Raw genomic sequence first — 21,429 nt, forward strand, 5'->3', positions numbered from 1 at the left:
TATATCGCTTCGTGTAGTTACTTCCCACCTGGCACTGCTTCCCCTGGGCTCATACGTCCCAGTGTCCAGGTGTCCACATCAACGGGGGAACTTCAGTTGACCAGGCCGATCAGGTGCGCGGTGGTGTTGTGGACGTAGGTGGTGCTGGCGCAGCTCTGGTCGGTTGTGTTCCAGCCTCCGGTGCCGTTGGGGGTGACCACTTCGGACTGAACGGTCTCGATGAGCCCGTGTGAATCGGCGGTCTTTGGTTCAAAGGTGTTCAGGGTGCGCTGCGTGCGGGTGGCGCCGCCGCTGATCCACTGGGTCTGGTCCGTGCGCGAGGTGCCGGAGCGGTACGCGTACAGGGTGGTGGTGCCTGCCCTGGGCCGCTCGCCGCTCTTCTCACTCCAGGGCACGGTAAGGGTGCGGGAGGCGGGGCTGCTGTTCTCCTTGGAGTACGTGGTGGTCTCGGCAGCGATTCCCTGGTACTGGGGGAGGTCCTCGCCGAGCTCTTCGGCGCCCGTGGAGTCCTTGACGGTGATCTTGGCTCGCCCGGCGTCGCCGGACATGCCGCGGAAGTACCGGGTTTGGGTCTGCGACTCCTCGGTGGAGTCGTGCTCGCCTGTGGTGGGGGCGCCTCGGGTGGTCTTGACGGAGGCGTAGCCGCGCCACTGGCTGTAGGTGCGCATTTTGGGCTTGGAGAACTCGTCGGTGTCCTTGGCCCAGGCGGCGTCCCCCTCGTAGGTGTAGGTGGTGGTGACGTCGGGCTGGCGGGCGACGCGGTCCTTCTCGGTGACCTGCTCGACGACGTATTTGTTGAACCACGCCAGCGGAGGGTTTTCCAGACCGGTGTCCGGTGACCAGTGGACCGGGTAGCAGCGGCTGGTATTGGTTTCGGGCTGTGGGCGCGGATCAGTGATCTTGCAGGGTGCGGAGTAGGTGACGTGGATGTCGCCGCCGGTCTCGGTGCGGATGGTTTCCACACGCAGGCGGTCGAAGTCGGGGGTGGCGTCCGCCTTCCCGTCCGCAGTGGTCGGGTTGGCGACCCGGTTGGGCATGTCCTTTCCGTTGGGGATGAAGGAGACCAGCGGCAGGGACGTGGTCAGCTGCTTGTTCTGGTCGTCTCTCTCGGTGCTGTAACCGGTGCGGAGAATGGATTCCAGCCACAGCGGTGGTGAGGTGTCAGTGCGCTGTTCGAGGAATTTCTGGGTGAGGGTCCACTTGTCGACGTACGACAGGGCGGTCGAGCCCTCGGTGCGCTGGGCGGAGGTGGTGACGGCGGTCAGGCGCTTGCGGCTCCAGAAGGTCGGCGAGCCGATGTTGCAGTCGGCGCCGTCCTTGCAGTGGAGCGTGGAGGGCGTGTCCCACCAGTACTGCTTGTCGCCGTAGTTCTTCGACTCGAACGCCGCGGGTTCGCACTTGCCTTCCTTGATGCAGCGTTCAGCGACGGTGAACTCGACCTTCGCGGAGGGGGCGCCGGACAGGTTGTCCTTGCGGAGACCGTAGGTGATCTGTGTCGGGTACGCGGCGCGGTTGTAGGTGACCGCTTCTTTGTACTTCTCGTTCCTGGCGTAGCGGTTGTTCTCCTTGGCCCAGTCGATGGTCATCGCGTTGCCGTGGACGTCTTCGACGTAGTCGAGGTTCCAGCGCCAGGCGGTCTGTGGCTGGGTGCTGCAGGAGGAGTCGGCGAAGGCGGGCTGGTAACAGGGCTCCCCCGGGTGGTTGCCGAAGACGGGGACGGTCAGGACCGAGTTGGTGCCGGGTCGGCTGCCCGCGCCGTCGAGATCGTGGCGCCCGAAGAAGTAGCGGGTGCCTTCACGCGTGGTGACGATCCAGTATTCGCCTTCCCTGGCCCCGTTGGCGAGGCTCGCGTCCGTCAGGTGCTCGATGCGGGAGCCGTCGTCGCTGGCCGGGATCCACTTTCCGGTCGCCGTGTCGTGGACGATTTCGGTGGTGGAGCCGCCGAGCGACATCACCACGTTGTCGCCGGCCCAGCACAGGTCGCCCTTCTTCTTGTCTGCGTCGTTGTTGTTGTTCGCCGCGCTGGGATTGGCTTCGAGGTCGTCGGCGCACGAGCGGTAGCGGCGCTCGATGTAGCCCGGCTCGTAGTCCCAGCCGTCACCGACCCAGGAAGCCTGGCTGTTGGCCGCGGACGTCTTCCCGTCGACCGCCTGGGACGAGTACGAGAACGCGATCTTGGGTGTCGGGCCGGCTGGGGGTTCCGGGACCGTCAGGGGATAGGTCCACGAGAAGCCGCCGCCGCTGCTACCCGCGGTCCAGGAACCGGAGGGCGCAAGCGAGGTCGCCTTGTAGGTGCCGCCCACACCGGAGCCGCTGTCCGAGGCCGCCAGGACCATCGGACCGGACCCGCCGTTGAGGGCCAGGGTGCGCAGGCCCTGGGCCGGGGCGGTCGCCGGGTCGACGGTGGCCCTGACCGTGGCCGTGGACGGATCGTTGATGCTCGGGACTTCCTTGGAGACCGAGCAGTCAGGGGCCGTCGGAGTCTCCAGGAAGCACGCGGGAAGCTGCCTGATCTTCAGACGGGAGGCCCACTCGGTGCCGTAGATGTCCTTGAACTTGGTGTAGTCCAGCTGGACATCGACCGGTGTGGCACCGTCCGCGGGCGGTGTGACCTTGATGAGGGCGCCGTCGACGTTGGCGGCCTCAGTCGCCGCACGTCCTTCGACCGCCACCGTCCACGTCCCTGACGGGTTCGCCTGAGCCCCGGTGGCCTTGCCGATCTTCACCGGAAGGGTGCCCGCCTGAACGGGCTGGTCACCGCTGAGCGTGACAGGGACGGAAGCGGGGGCAGGCGGAGTCACCGCATTGGCCTCGTACGGCCCTGGCGCAGCCGCGGACGACGCCGGTGCCCAGTCCTCCAGCTGTGCTGCCGCACCCTGGTCGAGTATCGCCTTCAGGTCCTTCTGGAGGCCTGGCAGGGTGACGCCGCTGCGGTCGCCCGGTGGCGCCGCCCAGGCTTTTGCGGGTAGGAGAGATGCAACGAGCATCACGGAGAGCGTGATGCCGGTGCGCCCGGCGAGGCGCGCGCGTTTCGCGCGTGCCTTTCTGTTTCCGGGCAGGCGGAAATTCGCCGAGAACGGCGACATGTGGACCCCCCACGCTCTGCCGCCGCGGCCGAGGGCCCACGGCCGGCAGGAAACTGACAATTAGCCAGCTGATTCTGCGGCCGAAGAGCCGGAAAACCTACGGTTCCGATATCCGGTGTGGCGTTTATCACTTTACTCACTGCATACAGTGGTGTAATCGGCGCGAACCGGTCGTAATGGCTGGTCGGTGGGTTGATGCGGGGAGCGAAGATGTCGGTGCGAGGTCCCAGGCTCAGCTCGCACCTCGTGTGTGCGAAAGGCAGGCGGGGAGTGGGCCTTTCACGTATTCCGGCCCTGGGCCGAATCATTCTTTTGGTGAGTTCCGAGGGCTGCCGAAGGGTGTGCCCGAGGGGGGAGAAGTACACCTGTGTCTGTCAGTGAATCGGTGGACGAGAGTCCGCCAACCGTGGCCGGTGAAAAGGAAGTTGCCTTGCCCGTGCCCCGCTGGTACCGGCGCCGCAAGGCCCTGGGGGGGATTGCCGCTCTCCTTGCGGTAGCGGTCGCCGTGCCCGTCGGCGTGCACGTCACGGGGAGCAAGAAGCCGCAGGCCGGCCAGGCCGAGGAAGCACCCATCGCGGAACCGCAGGCACGGCGTCTGGCCGCGGAGTCCGGCAAGGAGGTCGAGGTCACCGCCGCCCGCGGTGCCAACACCACGACTTGGGCCAGGCCTGACGGCACGTACCGCAAGCAGGTCTTCAGCTCGGCCATCCGCGCGCAGGTGGGCGGACGGTGGAAGCCGATCGACACCACCCTTGAGCGCATCGAAGGCGGTTTCGCCGCGAAGGCCGTCAACGGACGAGTCGTCTTCTCCGCCGGGTCCAAGCAACAGGCGGCCGGCGGCGAGAAGCGTTCTTCGCGCTCCGTCACCCGCATGACTCTGCGGCAGGATGCACCCGGTGAGGTGTGGACCGAGCTGGTGCGGCTTAACACCGACGGCCACGACATCACCGTCAGCTGGCCCGGAATCCTGCCGCAGCCGGTCATCGACGGCCCCCGCGCCCTCTACGAGAACGTGCAGCCCGGCATCGACCTGCTGATGACCGCCCAAGACGGGGGCTACTCCCACCTGCTGGTCGTCAAGGACCGACAGGCCGCCGCCAACCCCCTGCTCGGCCAGCTGAAGTACCGCCTCGCCTCACCCGACCTGGCCTTCCGCCTCGACGCGGAATCCGGTGCGGTCAGCGCACGCGATGCCCAGGACGAGGAAGTCGCAGGCTCGCCGACGCCGATGATGTGGGACTCCAGCGGGAAGGTCGCCACCACCGACAACGAGCCGGCCTGGAAGCCCACCGACGTCGCCGCCCAGCACCCCACCCTTGCCTTCGCAGGCCTGGCCGGCGCGGAGGGCGCGCGCCTGAAGCCCGCCAAGGCAGCCCTGGCGGAGAACACACTCTCCATCACCCCGGACACCACACTGCTGAACGCCCCGGAGACGGCGTATCCGGTGTTCATCGACCCCTCGTTCAAGGGGCACAAGCACTCCTGGTCACTGCTCTACAAGACCGAGGGCAACTCCAGCTTCTACAACGGGCAGAACTACAACGCGAGCGGCACGAACGAAGCCCGCGTGGGGTACGAGTCCACCACCGGTGGCACTTCCCGCTCCATCTTCAACTTCTATTTCGGCAGCGAGCTCCACGGTGCCGACATCATCTCCGCCAGCGTCCGGGCCCTGCAGACGTACTCCTGGTCGTGCAGCCAGAAGGCGATGGACATCTACTCCACCCCCTTCGTCACCTCCTCCAGTACCTGGAACAACACCAACAACTCGACGTGGTGGAACCGGAAGGTCGCCACCGAGTACGCCGGCTACGGCTACAACAGCTCCTGCCCGGACAACTGGATCGCCCCCGACATCAAGGGCCTGGTCACCGACGCCGCCAGCAGCGGCTGGGGCGCCCTGTCTCTCGGATTCGCCGCCCCGAACGAGTCGGACTCGTACTACTGGAAGAAGTTCATCGCCAACGGCGAGACCGCCCCGTACATCGAGATCCTCTTCAACAACCCGCCCGACACCCCGACCGCCGCGAACATGCAGACCTTCCCCGGCGGCCCGTGCCTGACCACCAGCCCCGGCACCGGCATCGGCAAGACGAACGTGATCTTCCAGTCCAAGGGCAGCGACCGCGACGGCCTTGCAACCCTCGACGCGGTCCAGATCGAGATATGGGATGCCGCGACCGGAGCCCAGATATACAACGAGTGGCTGCCGCCCAACAGCGACGGCGTCGTCACCCACGAAGTGCCTATGGGCGCCTTCACCGACGGTAAGAAGTACTACTGGCTCTCCCGCGTCAGGGACAAGGATCTCCGGGTGTCCGGCAGCGGTCCGAACGACTCCGGGGGCGGCGGCTGGTGCACTTTCACTGTCAGCCACTCGGTCCCGCAAAACCCCGCCGTCTCCTCCACCGACTTCCCGGTGCCCGGCCCGAACTACTCCGAGTGGAGCATGAAGCCGGCCAGCACACCTGACCAGGTGATCACGGTCAGCGGTAACGGTGCCAAGGCCGAGGACATCCGCGAATACCAGTGGAGCCTGAACCGGCCGCTCTTCGACAAGAAGGCCGTGCCGACCGCCACCAGTGGTGACCGGGCCGACATCCGCCTCCAGGTCGACACGGCCGGCCCCAACGTCCTGTACGTCCGCACCGTCAACACGTACGGCAACACCTCCCCCCAGACCACCTACCAGTTCCTCGTCAGCCCCAGAGCCGGCCAGGACAAGCCAGGCGACGCCACCGGCGACGGCCACCCCGACCTCTTCGCCATCGACAAGGACGGAAACCTCCGCTCCTACGCCGGCGACACGATGGGTGACACCGACATCTCCATACCCGGCGCCGTGCAAGATGGCGTCCCCGTAGCCGCTGGCTACTGGAAGACCGGCGCCAACGGGAAGCCCGCACTCATCGGCCACTCCACCGACTGGTTCCCCGGCGACGGCCTGACCGACCTCATCGCCCGCATGCCCGACGGTAAGCTGTACGTCTACCCGGGCATCGGCACCGGCCAGTTCGACGTCGGCCGCCGCATGGAAATCCTGCTGCCCACAGGCGCACCCGACCCCGCAACCTTCCGGCAGATCGTCGTCACCGAAGACATCGACGGCGACGGCTTCGCCGACATGTTCGCCATCGCCGACGACGTGCTGTGGTCCTTCTCCGGCTACACCGGATCCAGCTTCACCTCCTACAAGAAGGTAGCCACCACGGTCTGGGCCGACCGAGACGTCATCAGCGTCCGCGACATCTCCGGAGACAACGTCCCCGACCTCCTCTTCCGCGACAACGCCAACCCCAACCGCGGAATCGCCCTCCGCAAGGGCAAGCCCGGTACGAACGGCGGAGTGGACCTCGTCTCCCTCAAGGACGCCGTCAGCTCCGCAGGCGGCGTGGACTACAGCTACGCCACCACAGGCTGGGGCCGCACCACCATCCCCATGATCCTCGGCACACCCGACGCCACCGGCGACGGCATCCCAGACATCTGGGCTGTAGACACCCTCGGCAACCAATGGCTCTACCAAGGCGGCACCGCCACACTCGGCGCCGCATCCGGCAGGGACGAAGACGGCTGGAACACCTTCCTCACCATCGGATAAACGCTCAGCAAGCCCTGTGGCAGCGCCCGACCGGGACCAGTCCCGGTCGGGCGCTGCCATGTCCGGAGACATGCGCTGCCTCGATGTCTCGGTCACAGCCGGTGGTTGGGCGGGCCCGGAGGCCACCTGGGACAGTGGACGCCGCGCCTTCACCGAGCAGGTGGGCGGATCCGGGGTTTCCGGGCTGGCTGCTGGCGGCCTCTGGATCACCCTGTGGTACAGAGCACCCCGTCGCCGTTCGCATGACTGGCTGGGCAAGAGCTCCCAGACCGACCAGGCTACAGCGGACCCAGGACGGGGGCACCGTGACCACTACGACCTGGCAGCGCGAGGCCGGCTCCCCCGGCACCGGCTGCACCGCGCTACCGATGGGCCCTCCCAGTCGCGGCTGCGATGACCCGGGCGATCGTAGAAGCAGCTCTGCGCCTCGCCGAAATGCGCCAGGCTGAGCGTGACTCTTCCCGAGGGCTCTGGGCCGTACGGTGCGGCTTCATGGCGGCAGGGTTCCTGGAACTCGACCGCTACGCGTTCACCTCCGACGCGGTCACGCTGGAGTGCGGGGTGACCGATCTACGCCACTCTTTGAAAGAGGAGCCTGCGCTGGAACATGGCGTGCTTTGCCCTGACCCTGACAGAGAGGCGTCGGCTCGGGTGAAAGGCCCGGCAGCTGGGCTTGTCCAGGGAGGTGCGGTCACCAGCTTCGGGATGGCAGGTTCCGCTTGAGGAGCTCCGCGACGGTCGTCTCGGCGAGGCGGTCATCAGGGCAAGAACGTCTTTCCACCGCGTATTCCGGGACTCGTCCGGCTGCTGGTGGTGGCGAGTGCGGCAGGCCGGATGGTGCCGGGACCGTAGCGGGCGCGGGCTCGGTCGGTGACGGCTTCGATGGCGAGGGTGCGGTCATCGGTGGGATCGAGTGTGAGTTGCTGGGTGGCCTCTTCGGCGGGGCGGAGGTCTTGGGCGCGCAGGCTGATGGCGCGGACGCGTGCCCGTTGGAGGCTGAGCACGTCGTAGAGCTCGTACGCGGTGGTGGCGAGCGGGCGGGTGTGGGCGGTGGGTTCGGGCAGGGTACGGCTACGCGTGCTGCCGGTCCGGTCGGCGTAGCGGACGGAGACGGTGAGGTGCCTGGTGGCCTGCTGCGCGTCGCGGAGCCGCGCGCCGAGTTCCTCGGTCAGGGCCAGCAGGTTTCTGCGGTGCTCGGCGGGGTCGAGGACGTCGTGGTCGAAGGTCCGCTCGGCGCTCATCGACTTCGCGACTGGCTCGGGTTGGACGGTGCGCGGGTCTTGGCCGTGGGCGTGGGCGTGGAGGGAGCGGCCGGTGGCCGCGCCGAAGAGCCGGACCAGGGCGGTTACGGGGGCGTCGGCGATGTCGCCGATGGTGTGCAGTCCGTAGGTGCGGAGCTTGTTCGCGGTCGCGGGGCCGACCTGGTGGAACGGCGACGGGGCGCGGCCGCAGCCACGCTTCCACATCTCGGGCCTTGATCACTGTGGTGGCGCCGGGCGGCGTGGCTGCCGCGGCCATGGTGGCGAGCATGCGACTGGAGTCCCGACAGGTTCCCGCAGAGGTGTGTGCTGACCCGTTGTACCTGTTCATGCTGGTCAAGCCCATCCTGGCGCTTTTCACTCGATCTGGTGTGATTCCGCTACTTAACCGCAGATTCCCGGAGTCGTTCTCGTAATTTGCGTGGCTGTGACGGATTTCGGGAGTCGCCGCTTCAGCGTGATCGGTGCCCCTCCTCCGGCCAACGGGCCGGAGGAGGGGCTAGCCGATGTTCTGACACTGCAGCGGCGGGCAGAGGCATCGTCCTCACCGCAGGCCGAGCGCGACCTGTTCCAGGACACGCTCGCCGAGTACTGCTGGGCGAGGGACGTCGCTGGCCTGGCCGCCTCGACCCTGAACAGGCTGGTGCAGCCGGTGATCGAGGTGTGTGCGTTCTACGACACGGTGCCCTGGCGGCTGACGCCGCGCGAGCTGGACCAGTACTTCGCGGGCGCGGGCAAGCGCGGTCACGCGACGGTCCGTAAGAAGATCACCGGCATCGATCTGTACTTCGCGTTCCTGGAACAGCGCTACGCCGGGGAGGTGCTCCGCCGCTTCGGAGCGGCGGTGGAGTCTCCGATCGACGCGTTCAACCGGCCCCATCACCGGGGCGACTTCGGCCTTCGGATCCCACCGTCGGCGAAGGAGATGACGGCGTTCTTCGCCTCGTGGAGGGACGAGCTCGCTCTCGCGCGGAAGTATCCGGTCGCCGTGAGGGACTACGTGATGGCGAAGATCGCGTACGTGTCGGGGGTACGGGCGGCCGAGCTGTGTCAGGTGCGGCTGGGGGATGTGCACTGGGACAGCGGCCAGTGGGGCCGCTACCTGGTCCGCGGCAAGGGAGCGCGTGGATCCGGACCGCGCGAGCGGGAGGCATTCCTCTTCGCCGAGGGCCGGCAGCTGCTGTGGTGGTACGTGGAGGAGGTCCGGGGGCAGTTCCCGGACGATGCCAGTGATCCGTATGCCCCGATGTTCCCCTCGGAGAGGCTTCCGTCAGCGTTCGGCGTGGACGTGGCGATCGCCCCGCCACTGCACCCGGACACCTTCCGCCGGACGCTGAAGGCTGCCTCGCGCCATCACCTTTCGGGGACGGTGACGGTGCTCTTCCCGCACCTGCTGCGGCACGCGTGTGCCACCCACAACTACGAGGCGGGGATGCCCCTGTGGGACGTGCAGGTGTTGCTGGGACATCAGTGGCCGACCACCACGGTCGGCTACCTGGCGACCGTGAAGGGCGATCCGGAGCGGGCCAGTCTGGAATCGTCGCGGCGTGCGGTGCGTCGGCTGAGCTGGGAGAGCTGAAGAGATGAAGTGGAATCTGCGGTGGGTGGCTGCCAAGCGGGACATCTGGCGGCCGACCCAGCTGAAGACCGCGTTCGAAGAAGTCGGATTCACCCCGTCGCTGAGCAAGGTGGCCGCGCTGTGGTCGAGCAAGCCGCTCACCGTGCGTCTGGACGACCTGGACATGATCTGCACTGCCCTGCAGTGCACGGTCGGGGACCTCATGGAGACCGAACCTGTCGATTAGAGGCGGGCGAACGGGCGCCGCAGGCCGTCGGCGAGAGTACCCCGGCGGCTGGCGGGGGCAGGCCGGTGCCGAAGCAGGCGGGCGGCAGGGGCGGCGCGTTCCGCTCACTGCCGCCGAACTGACGATGCCTGCCGGGCGCCGGCCCGAACGGGGCGGATGCGTGCTCTGCGGGAGCTGGGGAACGGTGACGATCAGCGGTCACTGCCCGGAATGCTCAGCGGCCCGCAGCCCGAGCAAGCACGCCGTGGAGGGGGCATGCCGGCGGTGCGGATGGCCGGGCATCCTCGCCGTGGACGGAACCTGCCGCGGGTGCCGCGCCGCGGTCCGCCTCGGCCAGGACGACGAGTGGATGTGGGCCGAGCTGGAACGGCGCCAGCTGCCACGCGGGCGCCCGCTACAGCTGTCGCTGCGTCTTGAGGGGGTACGGCCTCCGGCGGCTCAGCCGCTGCGGCTGACCGGCGAGCCCACCACCGTGGTGAAGTTGCCCCGCTGGGCCCGGGACCGGAAGCCGCCGCCCCGCGACGATCCGAGAGTCTGCGAGGTCCAGGTGCCTGGGCAGCTCGGTCTGTTCGCGCCGTGGCCCCGGACCTTCACCCTCGGCCACGGCAAGCTTATTCGCGGCCGCGAGATCGACGGCCTGCCCGCAGTGCTGGTGGTACTGCGGGAGATGGCCGCCGAACGCCGGGTCGGCGAGAGCTGGCATTTTCACACCGAGGAGGGCACCCGCCTCGCCCTCGCCGCGCGCCCGCCCGACGAACACCTAGTACGCCCCGAGGCGCTGGCCGACCTTCCCCAGATGAGACCAACCATCACCGAGGCCCTGGCTCGCGCTGGCCTGCTCGCTCGGCTGCGGACCCGACTCGTCCCGGGCTGGATGGCTCCGGCCAGGGAAGCTGCCGTTCATGCCTGGCCTGGACGAACCAGGCCGACCAACGGTGCGTCGACTGCCTGAACTGGGCCGCCACACATCCCGCAACAGCATCCTGCACCCGCTGCGCGGACCTGCTGCCCCTGCGGGACGGTCACTGCCGGCGCTGCCTGCTCCTCCTCGCCGAAACCACCACGGACCTCGACGGCATCGCCCTGGACGGCGGCGACCAGCTCTGGTTCGGCGGAGCGCTCGCTCCGCGCATGCGGACCACCGCCGGCGGCCTGGCCCTGCACCGACGCCTGGAAGCACGGGCCCGCACCGCCCGCCGCACCCACCAGGACGGCAAGACGGCCTCCCCACACCAGAGCCTTCCAGGCCAGGCGGCCCTGTTCACCCTGAACCGGAGCTGGGACCGACTGGACGAGACGAAGCTGCCGCCCCTGACCCCCGAGTCCCAGGCCCTCCTCGGCGGGTTCGCCCACCACATCACCGACCGAGGCTGGAGCCGCGACGCCCACAGCTCCGCCCACCGCACCCTCCACGTGATCGTCGCGTACCTCGGCGCCCAGGTCCCGATCCCCGAGGCAGACGTACGCGCCGTCGCACACCTGCGTCGCGCCAGCGCCGCCCGCATCATCAACTACCTTCGCACCGCTGGCATGCTCATCCCCGACCCCCGGCCCGACTGGTACCTCACCCGCGCCCGGCACCTCGCCCAAGTCCTCCCGGAAGGCTTCAGCGCACCAGCCCTGACCTGGATCGAGGTACTCCTGGGCCATGGCGCACGACCGGGCCGACGCAGGGCGTCCTCCACGATCTACCACTACCTGTGCAACGTGAAGCCGGTCCTGGACCGGTGGGCCCGTCAGGGCATCGACGACCTCCGCTCGATCACGCCCACCCATATCGACGAAGCCGTCAAGCCCGTTCAGGGGGAAGCAGCCCACTCCCGGGCTACCGCCTTGCGCTCCCTGTTTCGGGCCCTGAAACGAGAACGGCTCATCTTCCGTAACCCGGCCACCGCCCTCTCCGTCTCCATCCCGATCGCCCTTCCCCTCCCGGTCCCCACTGACCGGCTCCGCACTGCCCTCGCTACTCTGACCACGACGCGCGCCCGGCTTTGCTTCGCGCTCGCGGCAGTCCACGCCCTGTCCGTGGCTGACCAGCGGGGAATCCTCCTCGAAGACCTCAACCGCACCACCGGGCGCCTCACAGTTCGGCGGCCCGGCCGCGCGGACCACATCGTTTTCCTCGACGAACTCACCTCAACGCTGGCCACGGCCTACCTCGCCGAGCGCCACCGGCTCTGGCCCGCCACGGCCAACCCGCACCTTCTGGTGACCGGCCGCACTTCCGCCGACGACACCCACCCACCGGTCAGTACCGAGGCCGTCGTCAAACCGATCCGCGCGATCAAACTCACCGTCGGCGCCCTGCGGGCCGACCGCATCCTCAATGAAGCCCAACACAAAGCCGACCCCGTCCACCTCATGCGCCAGTTCGGCATCAGCGCCTGCACCGCCGTGAGATACCTGCACACCGCCTACCCCGCCGGGCCGCCAGTCCCCGTTCCCGCCGGTCTCGGACCGGGGCCGTGACCGAGCGGACCCTGCTGAAGTGGGCGGCGGTGAAGTCGCCACCGTCTAATTGAGCGCCGGTGAAGCCCGGTACAGCGAGGCGCCCGAGGGCGCGCCGAGCCCGGGCTACACCGGCCAACAGCGGGAGCGCGTCCGGGCCTTCGAGCGGCGGATGCGCCGCCCGACCGCTCTCGTGATCACTGACCCGTTCTGGGTGACGGTGGAGCGGGAAAAGGTCGTGGAGGCGCGGATGGCTCTGAAGCGCGTGCATGTCCTGGAGCAGGCGTAGCCGTAGAGGGGAGCGGTGGGGCGGGCCCGTCGCAGCTCAGGTCAGGTCAGGTCAGGTTGACGGGCTTGTCGCAGTTGACCTCCGCCGGTAGCTCGTCAGTGCCGACAGGCGGCGCCACCCCATTGCTGGCGGCGGGCAGTCCGATCACTCCTGTCATGCTTGCGCCGTCAAAGCGTGCACCGTAAACAATCGCCCCGGTCAGATTGACGTTCGTCAGCTGCGCTCCACGCAAGTCCGCGTTGATCAGGTTGGCGCCAGACAGATCCACATCCTGCAGAACGGCACCCTGCAGCTGCGCACTGGTCAGATTCGCGTTACGCACCCGGAGATCCGACCCGTCCGCTTTTTTCATGGGCTTGCCCGCAAGGAATGCACCGGGCGGCAGTTCCACCCCGGTCAGATTGACGTTCTTCAGCTGCGCCCCACGCAAGTCTGCGTCGATCAGGTCGGTGCCAGACAGATCCACCTTCTCCAGAACGGCACCCGTCAGATGCGCACTGGTCAGATCCGCGAGACGCATCCGGACATCCTTCCATTGGATCGAGTCCAAGCGAGCGAACTCCAAGTTGGTGCGGTGTATGGAGACGTCGAGGAAGTTGGAGCACGTGAGATTCGCCTTCCACAGGAACGATGTGTCCAGGTCCGTGTGCACGATGTTGGCAAAACGCAGGTCTGCGAAGCCGAGGTTGACCGGTCCAAACTTCAGCCTGGGCGGGGGGAGGACCCTCCGGCCCGGCGTCGTTTCTTGCTGTGTCTCGTCGACGTTGTAGGAGGAAAGTCTCAGGCCGTGTAGGTCGGCGTACGCCAGGTCGACCTGGCCACGGCCGTCCTCGCCGGAGGGCCGCGAGGCGAGCACCCGGGTGGCGGCCGTGACCTCCCTGGGGGCTTCAGGAACTCGCCCGGACAGCGGACTGAACTTTCCTTCCTCTGGGACACTGCGCTTGTTACGGACGTAGGCGGAGAGCACGCTGATGACACGCGGCTGGTCCTTGGGTGAGTCCGTCATGATGCGGTCGAGGGCGTAGATCCCGCCGAACGCGACAGGCTCTTTGTTGGAACCCAGGTTGGTGGTGGCGTCGTTGAAACGTGTGGTGATCTGACCCTGTTCCGCGAGCCGTACCTGCGAAAAGGTGGCGGCCAGCGCCACAAGCGCCGCGATGCCTGGGGCCGCGGCAAGAAGGGTCACCCAGGATACCGCTCTTGCCTCATTCGCCGGCCGCGCGGGGCGGCGGAGCCCACGGCGGCGTTCCGCAATCAGGCGTCGCCTATTCCTGTTGCGTCGCCTGTCCCTGTTGCCTCGCATTCTCCCAGCATGCGCCGCGCCCGTCGACGGGTACGCCTCCCACGCCGCTCGCCACCTCGATACCGGCTCCAGGGCCTGAGCGAAGAAGCCGACGGCCAGACAGCTCACTCTGCTCGGCTGGTACGCACCGTCGGCCAGGAACTCACCTCTTTTACCAGCCTCCGCAGCGTGCGCCGCGGGTTGGAGGACTGCGTGATGGCGTAGAACCGGACGTGCGAGGCGAGGCGTTCGACCACAATGGCCCTCGGGTTCGTCGCCAGGGGGCGCTAGGAATCCGGGAACCCGTCGGTTTCGGTTAGGGGCGATGGCGCAGGTGGTCTGCACGCCGTGCAGGGCCATGGTGCGCAGCCGCAGGAGGGCGGCCAGCTGCTCCGGGGTGCGGTCCCAGTAGCGGAGTGCGCCGCTGATGTCGAGATGTGCGGCGTCCGGGGGGATGGCCTGCACGCGCGGGGTGATGCCTTCGGCGAGCAGGAGGAGCTGCTCGTACAGGTCCGGATGGGCGCCGTAGGGCATGTGGAAGTGGGCGTGAAGGATGCGGCGTTCGTTCATGGCGCTCACCCGGCGCTTCCCGGGCTGGTGTAGCCGAGGGCTTTGAGGTCGGCGGCGCGGGTGCCGGCGGGCTGGAGGTCGGCGTACGGATGCATCCGAGCTCCTGCGGTGCCCACGGCGAGCGTCCGCGCCGGGACTGGGTGCTCCGCGGGGGTGGGCGCGAGTTCGCTGTGGCCGAGGAGGGTGAGGACGGCTTCGGGGCCGTGGTCGCGGCGGGCGGCGGCGAGCTCTTCCAGGTCCCACACCATCTGCCCGACGACGGTGCGGCGCGGGCCGCGGGCCTCGACGGTGCCGCGCACGAGCAGGAGAGCGGAGTGGAAGACGGTGTGGGCGACCTGGTCGTGGCTGTCTTCGAAGAAGGCGATGTCGACGAGCCCGAAGCCGTCTTCGAGGGTGACGAAGATGACGCGCTTGCCGGAGGGGATGGGCGGGGTCTGGGTGGAGGCGCGCACACCGGCGACCAGGACTTGCTGTCCGGGCCGAATCGTTTTGAGGTGGGCGGCGTCGGTGGCGCCGATCTCGCGCAGCAGCCGGTGGTGGTGGGTCATCAGGTGCTGGGACACGTCGATCTTCAGGACGTTGATCTCCGCGTTCAGCGCTTCGCGGCTGGTCATCTCCGGGAGCCCGGAGGGCTCGGCGGTGACGAGTTCGCCGCCGAGGGGGAGCTGGCCGTCGGCGGGCCGGGCCCGGGTGTGGGCGTGGAGCTCTGCGGCTTGGAGGAGGAGGTCGCGGCGGGTGAGCGGGCCGCGCAGGGTGTCGAGGGCGCCGATCTGGATGAGGCGTTCGGCGGTCGGCAGGGCGGGGCGGGCGCGTTGCCAGAAGTCCTGGAGGCTGTTGTAGGGCTGGCCGGCCGTGATCCGGGCGACCTGGTCCTCGCTGATCCCCTTCACCGAGGACAGCGACAGCCGAACCCCCCACCCCCCGCCTTCCGCCCGCTCGATGCGGTAGTCGGCCTTGGAGTGGTTGATGTCGACGTTCAGGACGGGCACGTTGTGGCGTCGGGCGTCGGAGACGATCACACGCGGCGGCCACATCCCGGGGTCGTGCTCCAGCAGCCCCGCATACAGGGCGGCCGGGTGGTGGGCTTTGAGCCAGGCGGACTGCAGGGCAGGCACGGCGAAGGCCACGGCATGCGCACGGCAAAAGCCGTAGGCGCCGAAGCTCTTGATGATGTCCCAGACCTCGGTGAGCACGGACGGGGTGTAGCCGCCGGCGCCTGCCTCTCGCCGGAACCAGGCTTCGAGCTTGGGCAGGCGGTCCCCGTCGCCGAGGGCGCGGCGGGCGACCTCTGCGAGGGCCCGGTCGCATCCGGTCATGACGGCCAGCATGTCGATGATCTGCTCGTGCCAGATGGTCACGCCGTAGGTGTCGGACAGGACCGGTTCGAGGTCGGGGGGCGGCGCCGTGGCGGGCGGCGATGTAAAGGGCAGGCATGCCGCCCTTGACCGGGCCCGGCCGGAAGAGCGAGATATCGGCGATGACGTCCTGGACGTCGCGTGGCTGGAGCCGGCCGACCAGGTCCTGCTGGCCGGGGGACTCCAGCTGGAACATTCCGACGGTGTCGGACTTCCTGATCAGCTCGAACGCGGCGTGATCGCCGAGCGGGACGTGGTCGGGGTTGTCGAGGTCGATGTGCCGGCCGGTGGTACGGCGGATCTCGCCGACGGCGTGCGCCATCGCGGACTGCATGCGTACCCCGAGCACGTCGAGCTTGAGCAGCCCGAGGTCCTCGACGTCGTCCTTGTCGGCCTGGACCATCGGGTACTGCCCGCCGGGCGTGGGCTGCACTGGCAGCCGGTCCAGCAGACTCGCGTTGGAAAGGATCACGCCACAGGGGTGCATGGCGATTCCCCGCGGCAGCTTGTCCAAGCCCTCCGCCAGTTCCCACAGCGCCCCGTAGGAGGCGGCGTCGGCGGCGAGCTGCTTGAGCTCCGGCAGGGAGACGAGCGCGTCGCGGATGTCGCAGGCCCGGATGTGCGGGAACGATTTCGCGACCTTGTCGATCACCTGCGGCGGAATGCCTAGCGCCAGGCCGGTGTCCCGCAGGGCGTGGCGGGCCCGGTAGGGCCCAGAACGCCGGGCTTTCCCGTGTCGACCTCGGCCGCCTGATTGATGCCGACCTGCTTCTGCGCGCCGTGCACGGCGCGTTGGTCCCGCAGAACGGCCAGTTCTGTGATCGTCTCGCCGCCGTCGGCGAGCATCACCGCGAGATCGGCGGCGATCCGGCCCGGGTCGTGGCCAGTGCCGCGTGGCCGAAGTTGCCTCAATACGGTGGAGTACGCGGTGGTCAGCCCGGTGGCATCGGCGAGATCGGCCAGCAACCGTGCCCCGGCGTGACCCACCACTCCTGCACCGTCAGCGGAGACATGGAGCTTGGGACGCGAACCGATACCCTGCACGCAGAAAGTGCCTTCCGTCTGGACCGACAGAACCCCTCGACAAGGTTCATCGTCCCAGCTCAGAAGGCACTTTCGCGTTACCGCACAGAAACCGGCCCCACACCAAGTGAAACGGCGAGGTTAGGTCCGCCCGTAGCACGCCGCCCCGCGGTGGTGCGATGGGTGTGAATGGTCCAGGCTGACTCAAATGATGGGGAACGGTCCGCGCCATGTGAAGGGTGGCTGAGGGTCGCGGAAGAGGTGGGCCAGCCGTGGGCCGATGCGGGCGATGACTTCCAGGTTCCCTGGGTCTCCGAAGTTGCTCTGTATCATGGTGACTGCATCGACTGTGCCCAGTCCGGTGCCTACCGGGAAGGGGCCGGCCCAGGGCATTGTGGGGTTGTCGTTGTCGCGGACGAAATGCCCGAGACCGCCGGCGGCCATGGGCGTTATGAGTTCGAAGTTCCCCTTGTCACCGAACTTGCTTTGGATGAGGACGGGGTTACCGCTGACTCCTCCCGGGACGAAGGGGAACGGGAAGAACGGTCCGCGCCAGGTGAAGGGTGGCTGAGGGTCGCGGAAGAGGTGGGCCAGCCGTGGGCCGATGCGGGCGATGACTTCCAGGTTCCCTGGGTCTCCGAAGTTGCTCTGGATCATGGTGACTGCATCGACTGTGCCCAGTCCGGTGCCGACCGGGAAGGGGCCGGCCCAGGGCATTGTGGGGTTGTCGTTGTCGCGGACGAAATGCCCCAGACCGCCGGCGGCCATCGGCGTTATGAGTTCGAAGTTCCCCTTGTCACCGAACTTGCTTTGGATGAGGACGGGGATACCGCTGACCCCTGCCGGGACGATGGGGAAAGGTCCGTGCCAGGTGAAGGGGGGCTCAGAGTCGCGGAAGAAGTGCACCAGCCCATCCTTGCGGTCATCCTTGTGGCGGGCTAGGACCTCCAGGTTCCCTGGGTCTCCGAAGTTGCTCTGGATCATGGTGACCGCATCGACTCTTCCCACTTCGGCGCCGAACCGGAAGGGTCCGACCCAAGGACTGGCGGGATTGTCGTTGTTGCGGATGAAGTGTGCCAGCCCTCCCTCGGCCCGGGGTGTTACGAGTTCGAAGTTCCCTTGACCGCCGAACTTGCCTTGGATGAGGACCGGGTTGCCACTGCAGCCAACAGACAAACGAACGAAGACGCCCTCCGAGGGGACGGCTTGGCCGTCCGCCTCCGCCACGATGAACAACAGGTACCAGCCGGGAGGAGCGATACCTCCGTGAAGAGGAGAAGTGGCCTCGATCCGGTCACCGACACGGGTGAAAAGGAGCCTGACATAACGCTGGTCGGAGTTGAAGGCGTGCGTCACCGAGCCTGCACGGATTAGCGCCACCCGGCGGATTCTGTCGACGTCCGGCGTGTCGATCAGGAACGTTTTGGCGTACCCGATGGTGGAGGGAGCGGAAGATATTTTGGGGCGATCGCTGCTTTCGACGTACGGCGGCTCGTAGATCTCAATCCGAGTCTCCCGATTATCCACTCCGACGCCTTCGTCTTCTGGTAGTTTACCTGGAAAGTCGTCCCTATTGTGATAACTCCAGTCACCCCGCTTATTGCTGCCGGCAGTGAACACCCGACCGTCGGGCATCAGGAGCGCGACCGAATGATATCCCCGCGGCACTTTGGCCGTGCCGGTATCCGGCAGTGTCATCCAGGGTCCCCGGCGCCCGCGGGGCGCGCCGAGCTTCTCTTCGAAAGCTGGGTCGTAGAGCTCGGTTTCCACCATCGCGCGATCGCCATCGAAGCCACCGCACACCATGATCTCTCCAGTGGGGAGGATGACTGCGTTGCTGTCTTTGCGCTCGCGGGAGCGGCTGCCTTCGATGGGTTCACGCGCCGATGTCTCCGTCCACACCCTGTCGGCCTTGTCGGCGTGCGGCCTGACGATGAATGATTTCTTGCCACCGCATATGAGAATCTGCGGCTCGTAGTTCGGCGGATGCAGTGGAAGCAGGACCGAAGTCGTTTTTATGCTGCTATAGAGCGCCTCGGGAGGGCTCGGCGCACTGCTACCGTTCCATCCGGACATTCGACCCCAAGTCTTGCATTCACCTGCGATGGGTGTCGCGCAGAAGACCTCGCCGTTCTTAAGAACATGGACCCGCGGATAGGAAATCTCAGCCGCAGAGTTAACAGGGACCGCGCCCAGTACGTTCCAGCTTCCCGAGAAAGTCTCGACATCGAGATTAACGTGACTCCCCACAGTGGCCGTGCTGGGGTGACCACATAGCGCCAGGCAGTCGCCATCGCCCAAGGTCACCAGGGTTGGATACCACCGGCCGTCCCGCATGTCGGCAGCCCTTTTCCATGGGTTCGCACCGAGCGGCGCTTCCGGGTCGAAGATCCAAGTGTAACGCAAGCCCGTGAAGTGTTTGTGCGTGTGGTGCCCGCCGGCGTCGGGGTCTCCTTCGTGTCCCTTGTCCCACGATTCGGTGCCGCCGGCGACGAGCAGGCGACCATCCGGCAAGAACGCGTGGCCGCAGCAGAACAAGTCCGGGGCAAGGGCGCCAGGTGGTACCTCGGGCGATGCCAGGATCCGGACCGCGCCGCTGCGGCAGTCGTAGATCCGCGTGCTATCGATGTGTTTGCGGTCGGTACGGCCGAGGAAGTGGCGGCCGGGGTCGTGCTCATCGCCGCTGAAGAACACGATCTGACCGGTGTGGAGCAGCGCGGCGTGGACAGCGAGTTTTCCGGATTCGTCGGTGCGAGGGTTCCAACTCATGAGGTGCGAGAGTCGGAAGGGACCGCGAGCTTCGATGTCGTCCACGGTGAGGCTGCCGCCGGAGGTGAATTCGAAGATGATGTGGCTGACGTTCGTGAAGTCCTGCCCCCCTGGGCCGGTGAAGTCGACGAATCGGAACTCGCTCAGTCCGGCGCTGGCTCGCGCACTGGCGGATGAGGGGCCGGCCGCAGTGACGATGGTGACTTTGACGTCTACGCCACCGGCACCGGATTGGGAGATCGTGGTCCGGAGCCGGTCTGCACCACCGTCATGCAGGTTCACGCCGAGAGGGGCCGGAGTGCCATCGGCCCTGAGCCCGTAACTGACCTGGAGGCGGGCCTGTTGGTCGGCACCGAGCGTCAGCCGGAGACGGTCCGCGCCGCCCACCTCCAAGCGGGCTGGCGCTCCCTGGGGGGACGTAAGGTTGGTCACGCTCGTTGACCGCTCGCCGCCGAGCATCGTCCCGGCCTGGCTGCGGGTGGTGGTGGCCGACAAGGGCACCGAGAAGTTGTCCCCGCCGGTGGTGAAGTCGTCGAGCAATCTGTTGTGGAGCAGGGTGCGCTGGGCAGTTAGTCCACTGGGGGTGACCGATATCTTGCCGTCGACGTCCAGGGTGAGTGTGAAGGAGGTGCCTGCTCCATCAGTGGGCAGGAACTTGTGAATCTGGGCCGGAACCAAGGTCAGTTCATGTGTCGAGGTACGTGAGAGCACGTCCCCGTTTCCGAGCAGGAACGGGGTGAGGTCGTGGGAGAGGGCGCGTCCGTCGATGGTGATGCGGTAGCCGTGGATGGTCAGGGTCTGTCCGGATGCTTCGGCGAAGCCGGCGAAGGGGGGTTCGACCGACACCTGGCCGTCCGTGCTGAGGACGAACCTGAAGTCGGCGATCACTCCGGCCAGGGCGATCGCGAATTCGGCGGGCATCAGGGTCAGCTCGTGTGTCGAGGTGCGTGAGAGTACGTCCCCGTTTCCGAGCAGGAACGGGGTGAGGTCGTGGGAGAGGGCGCGTCCGTCGATGGTGATGCGGTAGCCGTGGATGGTCAGGGTCTGTCCGGATGCTTCGGCGAAGCCGGCGAAGGGGGGTTCGACCGACACCTGGCCGTCCGTGCTGAGGACGAACCTGAAGTCGGCGATCACTCCGGCCAGGGCGATCGCGAATTCGGCGGGCATCAGGGTCAGCTCGTGTGTCGAGGTGCGTGAGAGTACGTCCCCGTTTCCGAGCAGGAACGGGGTGAGGTCGTGGGAGAGGGCGCGTCCGTCGATGGTGATGCGGTAGCCGTGGATGGTCAGGGTCCGTCCGGATGCTTCGGCGAAGCCGGCAAAGCGGGGCTCGACCGACACCTGACCATCCATGCCGACCATGAACGCGAAATCTGCGAACACTCCCGCCAACGCAATCGCGTAAGTTCCGGGGGTCAGTGTCAGATCGTGGGTGGAGGTGCGTGAGAGCACATCCGAGTTGCCCATCAGGAACGGGCTGAGGTCGTGGGAGAGGGCACGTCCGTCGAGGGTGATGGTGAAGCCTCGCACGATGAGCGTGTCGGTTCCCCGGCCGCTCAGGAAGCCGTCGTTCGCAGGGTCGTACGTGACGAGCCCATCTGCAGTGACATCAAAGTTGAAGGTGCCCAGCGGACCGCCCGTTTGCTGGAATGCATATGTTCCGGGGGCAAGTGCGAACGAAGTGGCCGCCGTTCCATCTACCGGCGTCGCGGTTTGCCCTGGTATGAGGAACTTCTTGCTCGACAGGCTGCTGGCGTCAATGCGAATGTTCGGCATTCTGATCCGCCTTCCAAGGCGCGACTTTCGCATGGTGTATCCAGCGCGGCGGACCTAGCCGCGATCGACCGGTCACAGTGTGCGGCCCCAGCCTCGCCGGCCTCGGGGCCATCGGATCGTCGCCCCTACCTTCACCTTGCTCCCGGAGCACTGATGCTGCATCTCGGGG

The 21,429-nt window shown here is 67.4% G+C and carries 9 protein-coding genes and 3 pseudogenes; 6 read left to right on the plus strand and 6 right to left on the minus strand.

Annotated elements, in window-relative coordinates; translation table 11 throughout:
- Window positions 1-92: 92 nt before the first annotated feature.
- Window positions 93-2,987 carry a hypothetical protein gene (locus tag AB0D48_RS32640; RefSeq protein ID WP_362405259.1) on the minus strand — a complete coding sequence of 965 codons (2,895 nt, stop codon included), beginning with the start codon at window positions 2,985-2,987 and terminating at the stop codon, window positions 93-95.
- Between the two features lie 535 nt (window positions 2,988-3,522).
- Between AB0D48_RS32640 and AB0D48_RS32645 the strand changes: the two genes are divergently transcribed.
- On the plus strand, window positions 3,523-6,687 hold the full coding sequence (locus AB0D48_RS32645; RefSeq protein ID WP_362405330.1) for a DNRLRE domain-containing protein: 3,165 nt from the start codon (window positions 3,523-3,525) through the stop codon (window positions 6,685-6,687).
- Window positions 6,688-7,445: 758 nt separating this feature from the next.
- Here the strand turns inward: AB0D48_RS32645 and AB0D48_RS32650 are convergent.
- Window positions 7,446-8,153 (minus strand): hypothetical protein, encoded by a 708-nt coding sequence (locus AB0D48_RS32650; protein ID WP_362405262.1) that lies wholly within the window; start codon window positions 8,151-8,153, stop codon window positions 7,446-7,448.
- A 250-nt stretch (window positions 8,154-8,403) separates the two neighbouring features.
- On the opposite strand from AB0D48_RS32650, the gene AB0D48_RS32655 reads away from it, so the two are divergent.
- From AB0D48_RS32655 to AB0D48_RS32675, 5 genes and pseudogenes are all read left to right on the plus strand, one after another.
- Window positions 8,404-9,525 carry a site-specific integrase gene (locus AB0D48_RS32655; protein ID WP_362405334.1) on the plus strand — a complete coding sequence of 374 codons (1,122 nt, stop codon included), beginning with the start codon at window positions 8,404-8,406 and terminating at the stop codon, window positions 9,523-9,525.
- Window positions 9,526-9,529: 4 nt separating this feature from the next.
- Window positions 9,530-9,873, plus strand: a pseudogene (locus tag AB0D48_RS32660) (helix-turn-helix transcriptional regulator).
- A gap of 167 nt (window positions 9,874-10,040) precedes the next feature.
- Complete coding sequence (locus tag AB0D48_RS32665) at window positions 10,041-10,703, plus strand: hypothetical protein (protein WP_362405265.1); 663 nt, start codon at window positions 10,041-10,043, stop codon at window positions 10,701-10,703.
- 179 nt (window positions 10,704-10,882) lie between these two features.
- Window positions 10,883-12,220: a hypothetical protein gene (locus AB0D48_RS32670; protein ID WP_362405268.1), complete on the plus strand. Its 1,338-nt coding sequence runs from the start codon at window positions 10,883-10,885 to the stop codon at window positions 12,218-12,220.
- 49 nt (window positions 12,221-12,269) lie between these two features.
- Window positions 12,270-12,488, plus strand: a complete 219-nt coding sequence (locus AB0D48_RS32675; protein ID WP_362405271.1) for a hypothetical protein — start codon at window positions 12,270-12,272, stop codon at window positions 12,486-12,488.
- Between the two features lie 46 nt (window positions 12,489-12,534).
- Here AB0D48_RS32675 and AB0D48_RS32680 read toward each other — a convergent pair whose 3' ends face one another.
- The 4 genes and pseudogenes from AB0D48_RS32680 to AB0D48_RS32695 form a co-directional block, all read right to left on the minus strand.
- Entirely contained in the window at window positions 12,535-14,340 is a 1,806-nt protein-coding gene (locus AB0D48_RS32680) for a pentapeptide repeat-containing protein (RefSeq protein ID WP_362405337.1), read from the minus strand.
- Between the two features lie 5 nt (window positions 14,341-14,345).
- Window positions 14,346-16,404 (minus strand): annotated as a pseudogene (locus AB0D48_RS32685) (DNA polymerase III subunit alpha); the annotation flags it as partial.
- 68 nt (window positions 16,405-16,472) lie between these two features.
- A pseudogene (locus tag AB0D48_RS32690) lies at window positions 16,473-16,769 on the minus strand (IS1380 family transposase); the annotation flags it as partial.
- A 153-nt stretch (window positions 16,770-16,922) separates the two neighbouring features.
- Window positions 16,923-21,260, minus strand: coding sequence for a galactose oxidase early set domain-containing protein (locus AB0D48_RS32695; protein WP_362405274.1), 4,338 nt, complete (start codon window positions 21,258-21,260; stop codon window positions 16,923-16,925).
- Between the last annotated feature and the right edge of the window lie 169 nt (window positions 21,261-21,429).

The organism is Streptomyces sp. NPDC048269 (assembly GCF_040652395.1).
Taxonomy (GTDB): domain Bacteria; phylum Actinomycetota; class Actinomycetes; order Streptomycetales; family Streptomycetaceae; genus Streptomyces.

Bases quoted from the DNA above. Each gene is read 5' to 3' on its own strand.
- AB0D48_RS32640 (WP_362405259.1), bottom strand. From the start codon at position 2,987: ATGCTCGTTGCATCTCTCCTACCCGCAAAAGCCTGGGCGGCGCCACCG.
- AB0D48_RS32650 (WP_362405262.1), bottom strand. From the start codon at position 8,153: ATGTGGAAGCGTGGCTGCGGCCGCGCCCCGTCGCCGTTCCACCAGGTC.
- AB0D48_RS32670 (WP_362405268.1), top strand. From the start codon at position 10,883: ATGCGGACCACCGCCGGCGGCCTGGCCCTGCACCGACGCCTGGAAGCA.
- AB0D48_RS32680 (WP_362405337.1), bottom strand. From the start codon at position 14,340: ATGAACGAACGCCGCATCCTTCACGCCCACTTCCACATGCCCTACGGC.
- AB0D48_RS32695 (WP_362405274.1), bottom strand. From the start codon at position 21,260: ATGCCGAACATTCGCATTGACGCCAGCAGCCTGTCGAGCAAGAAGTTC.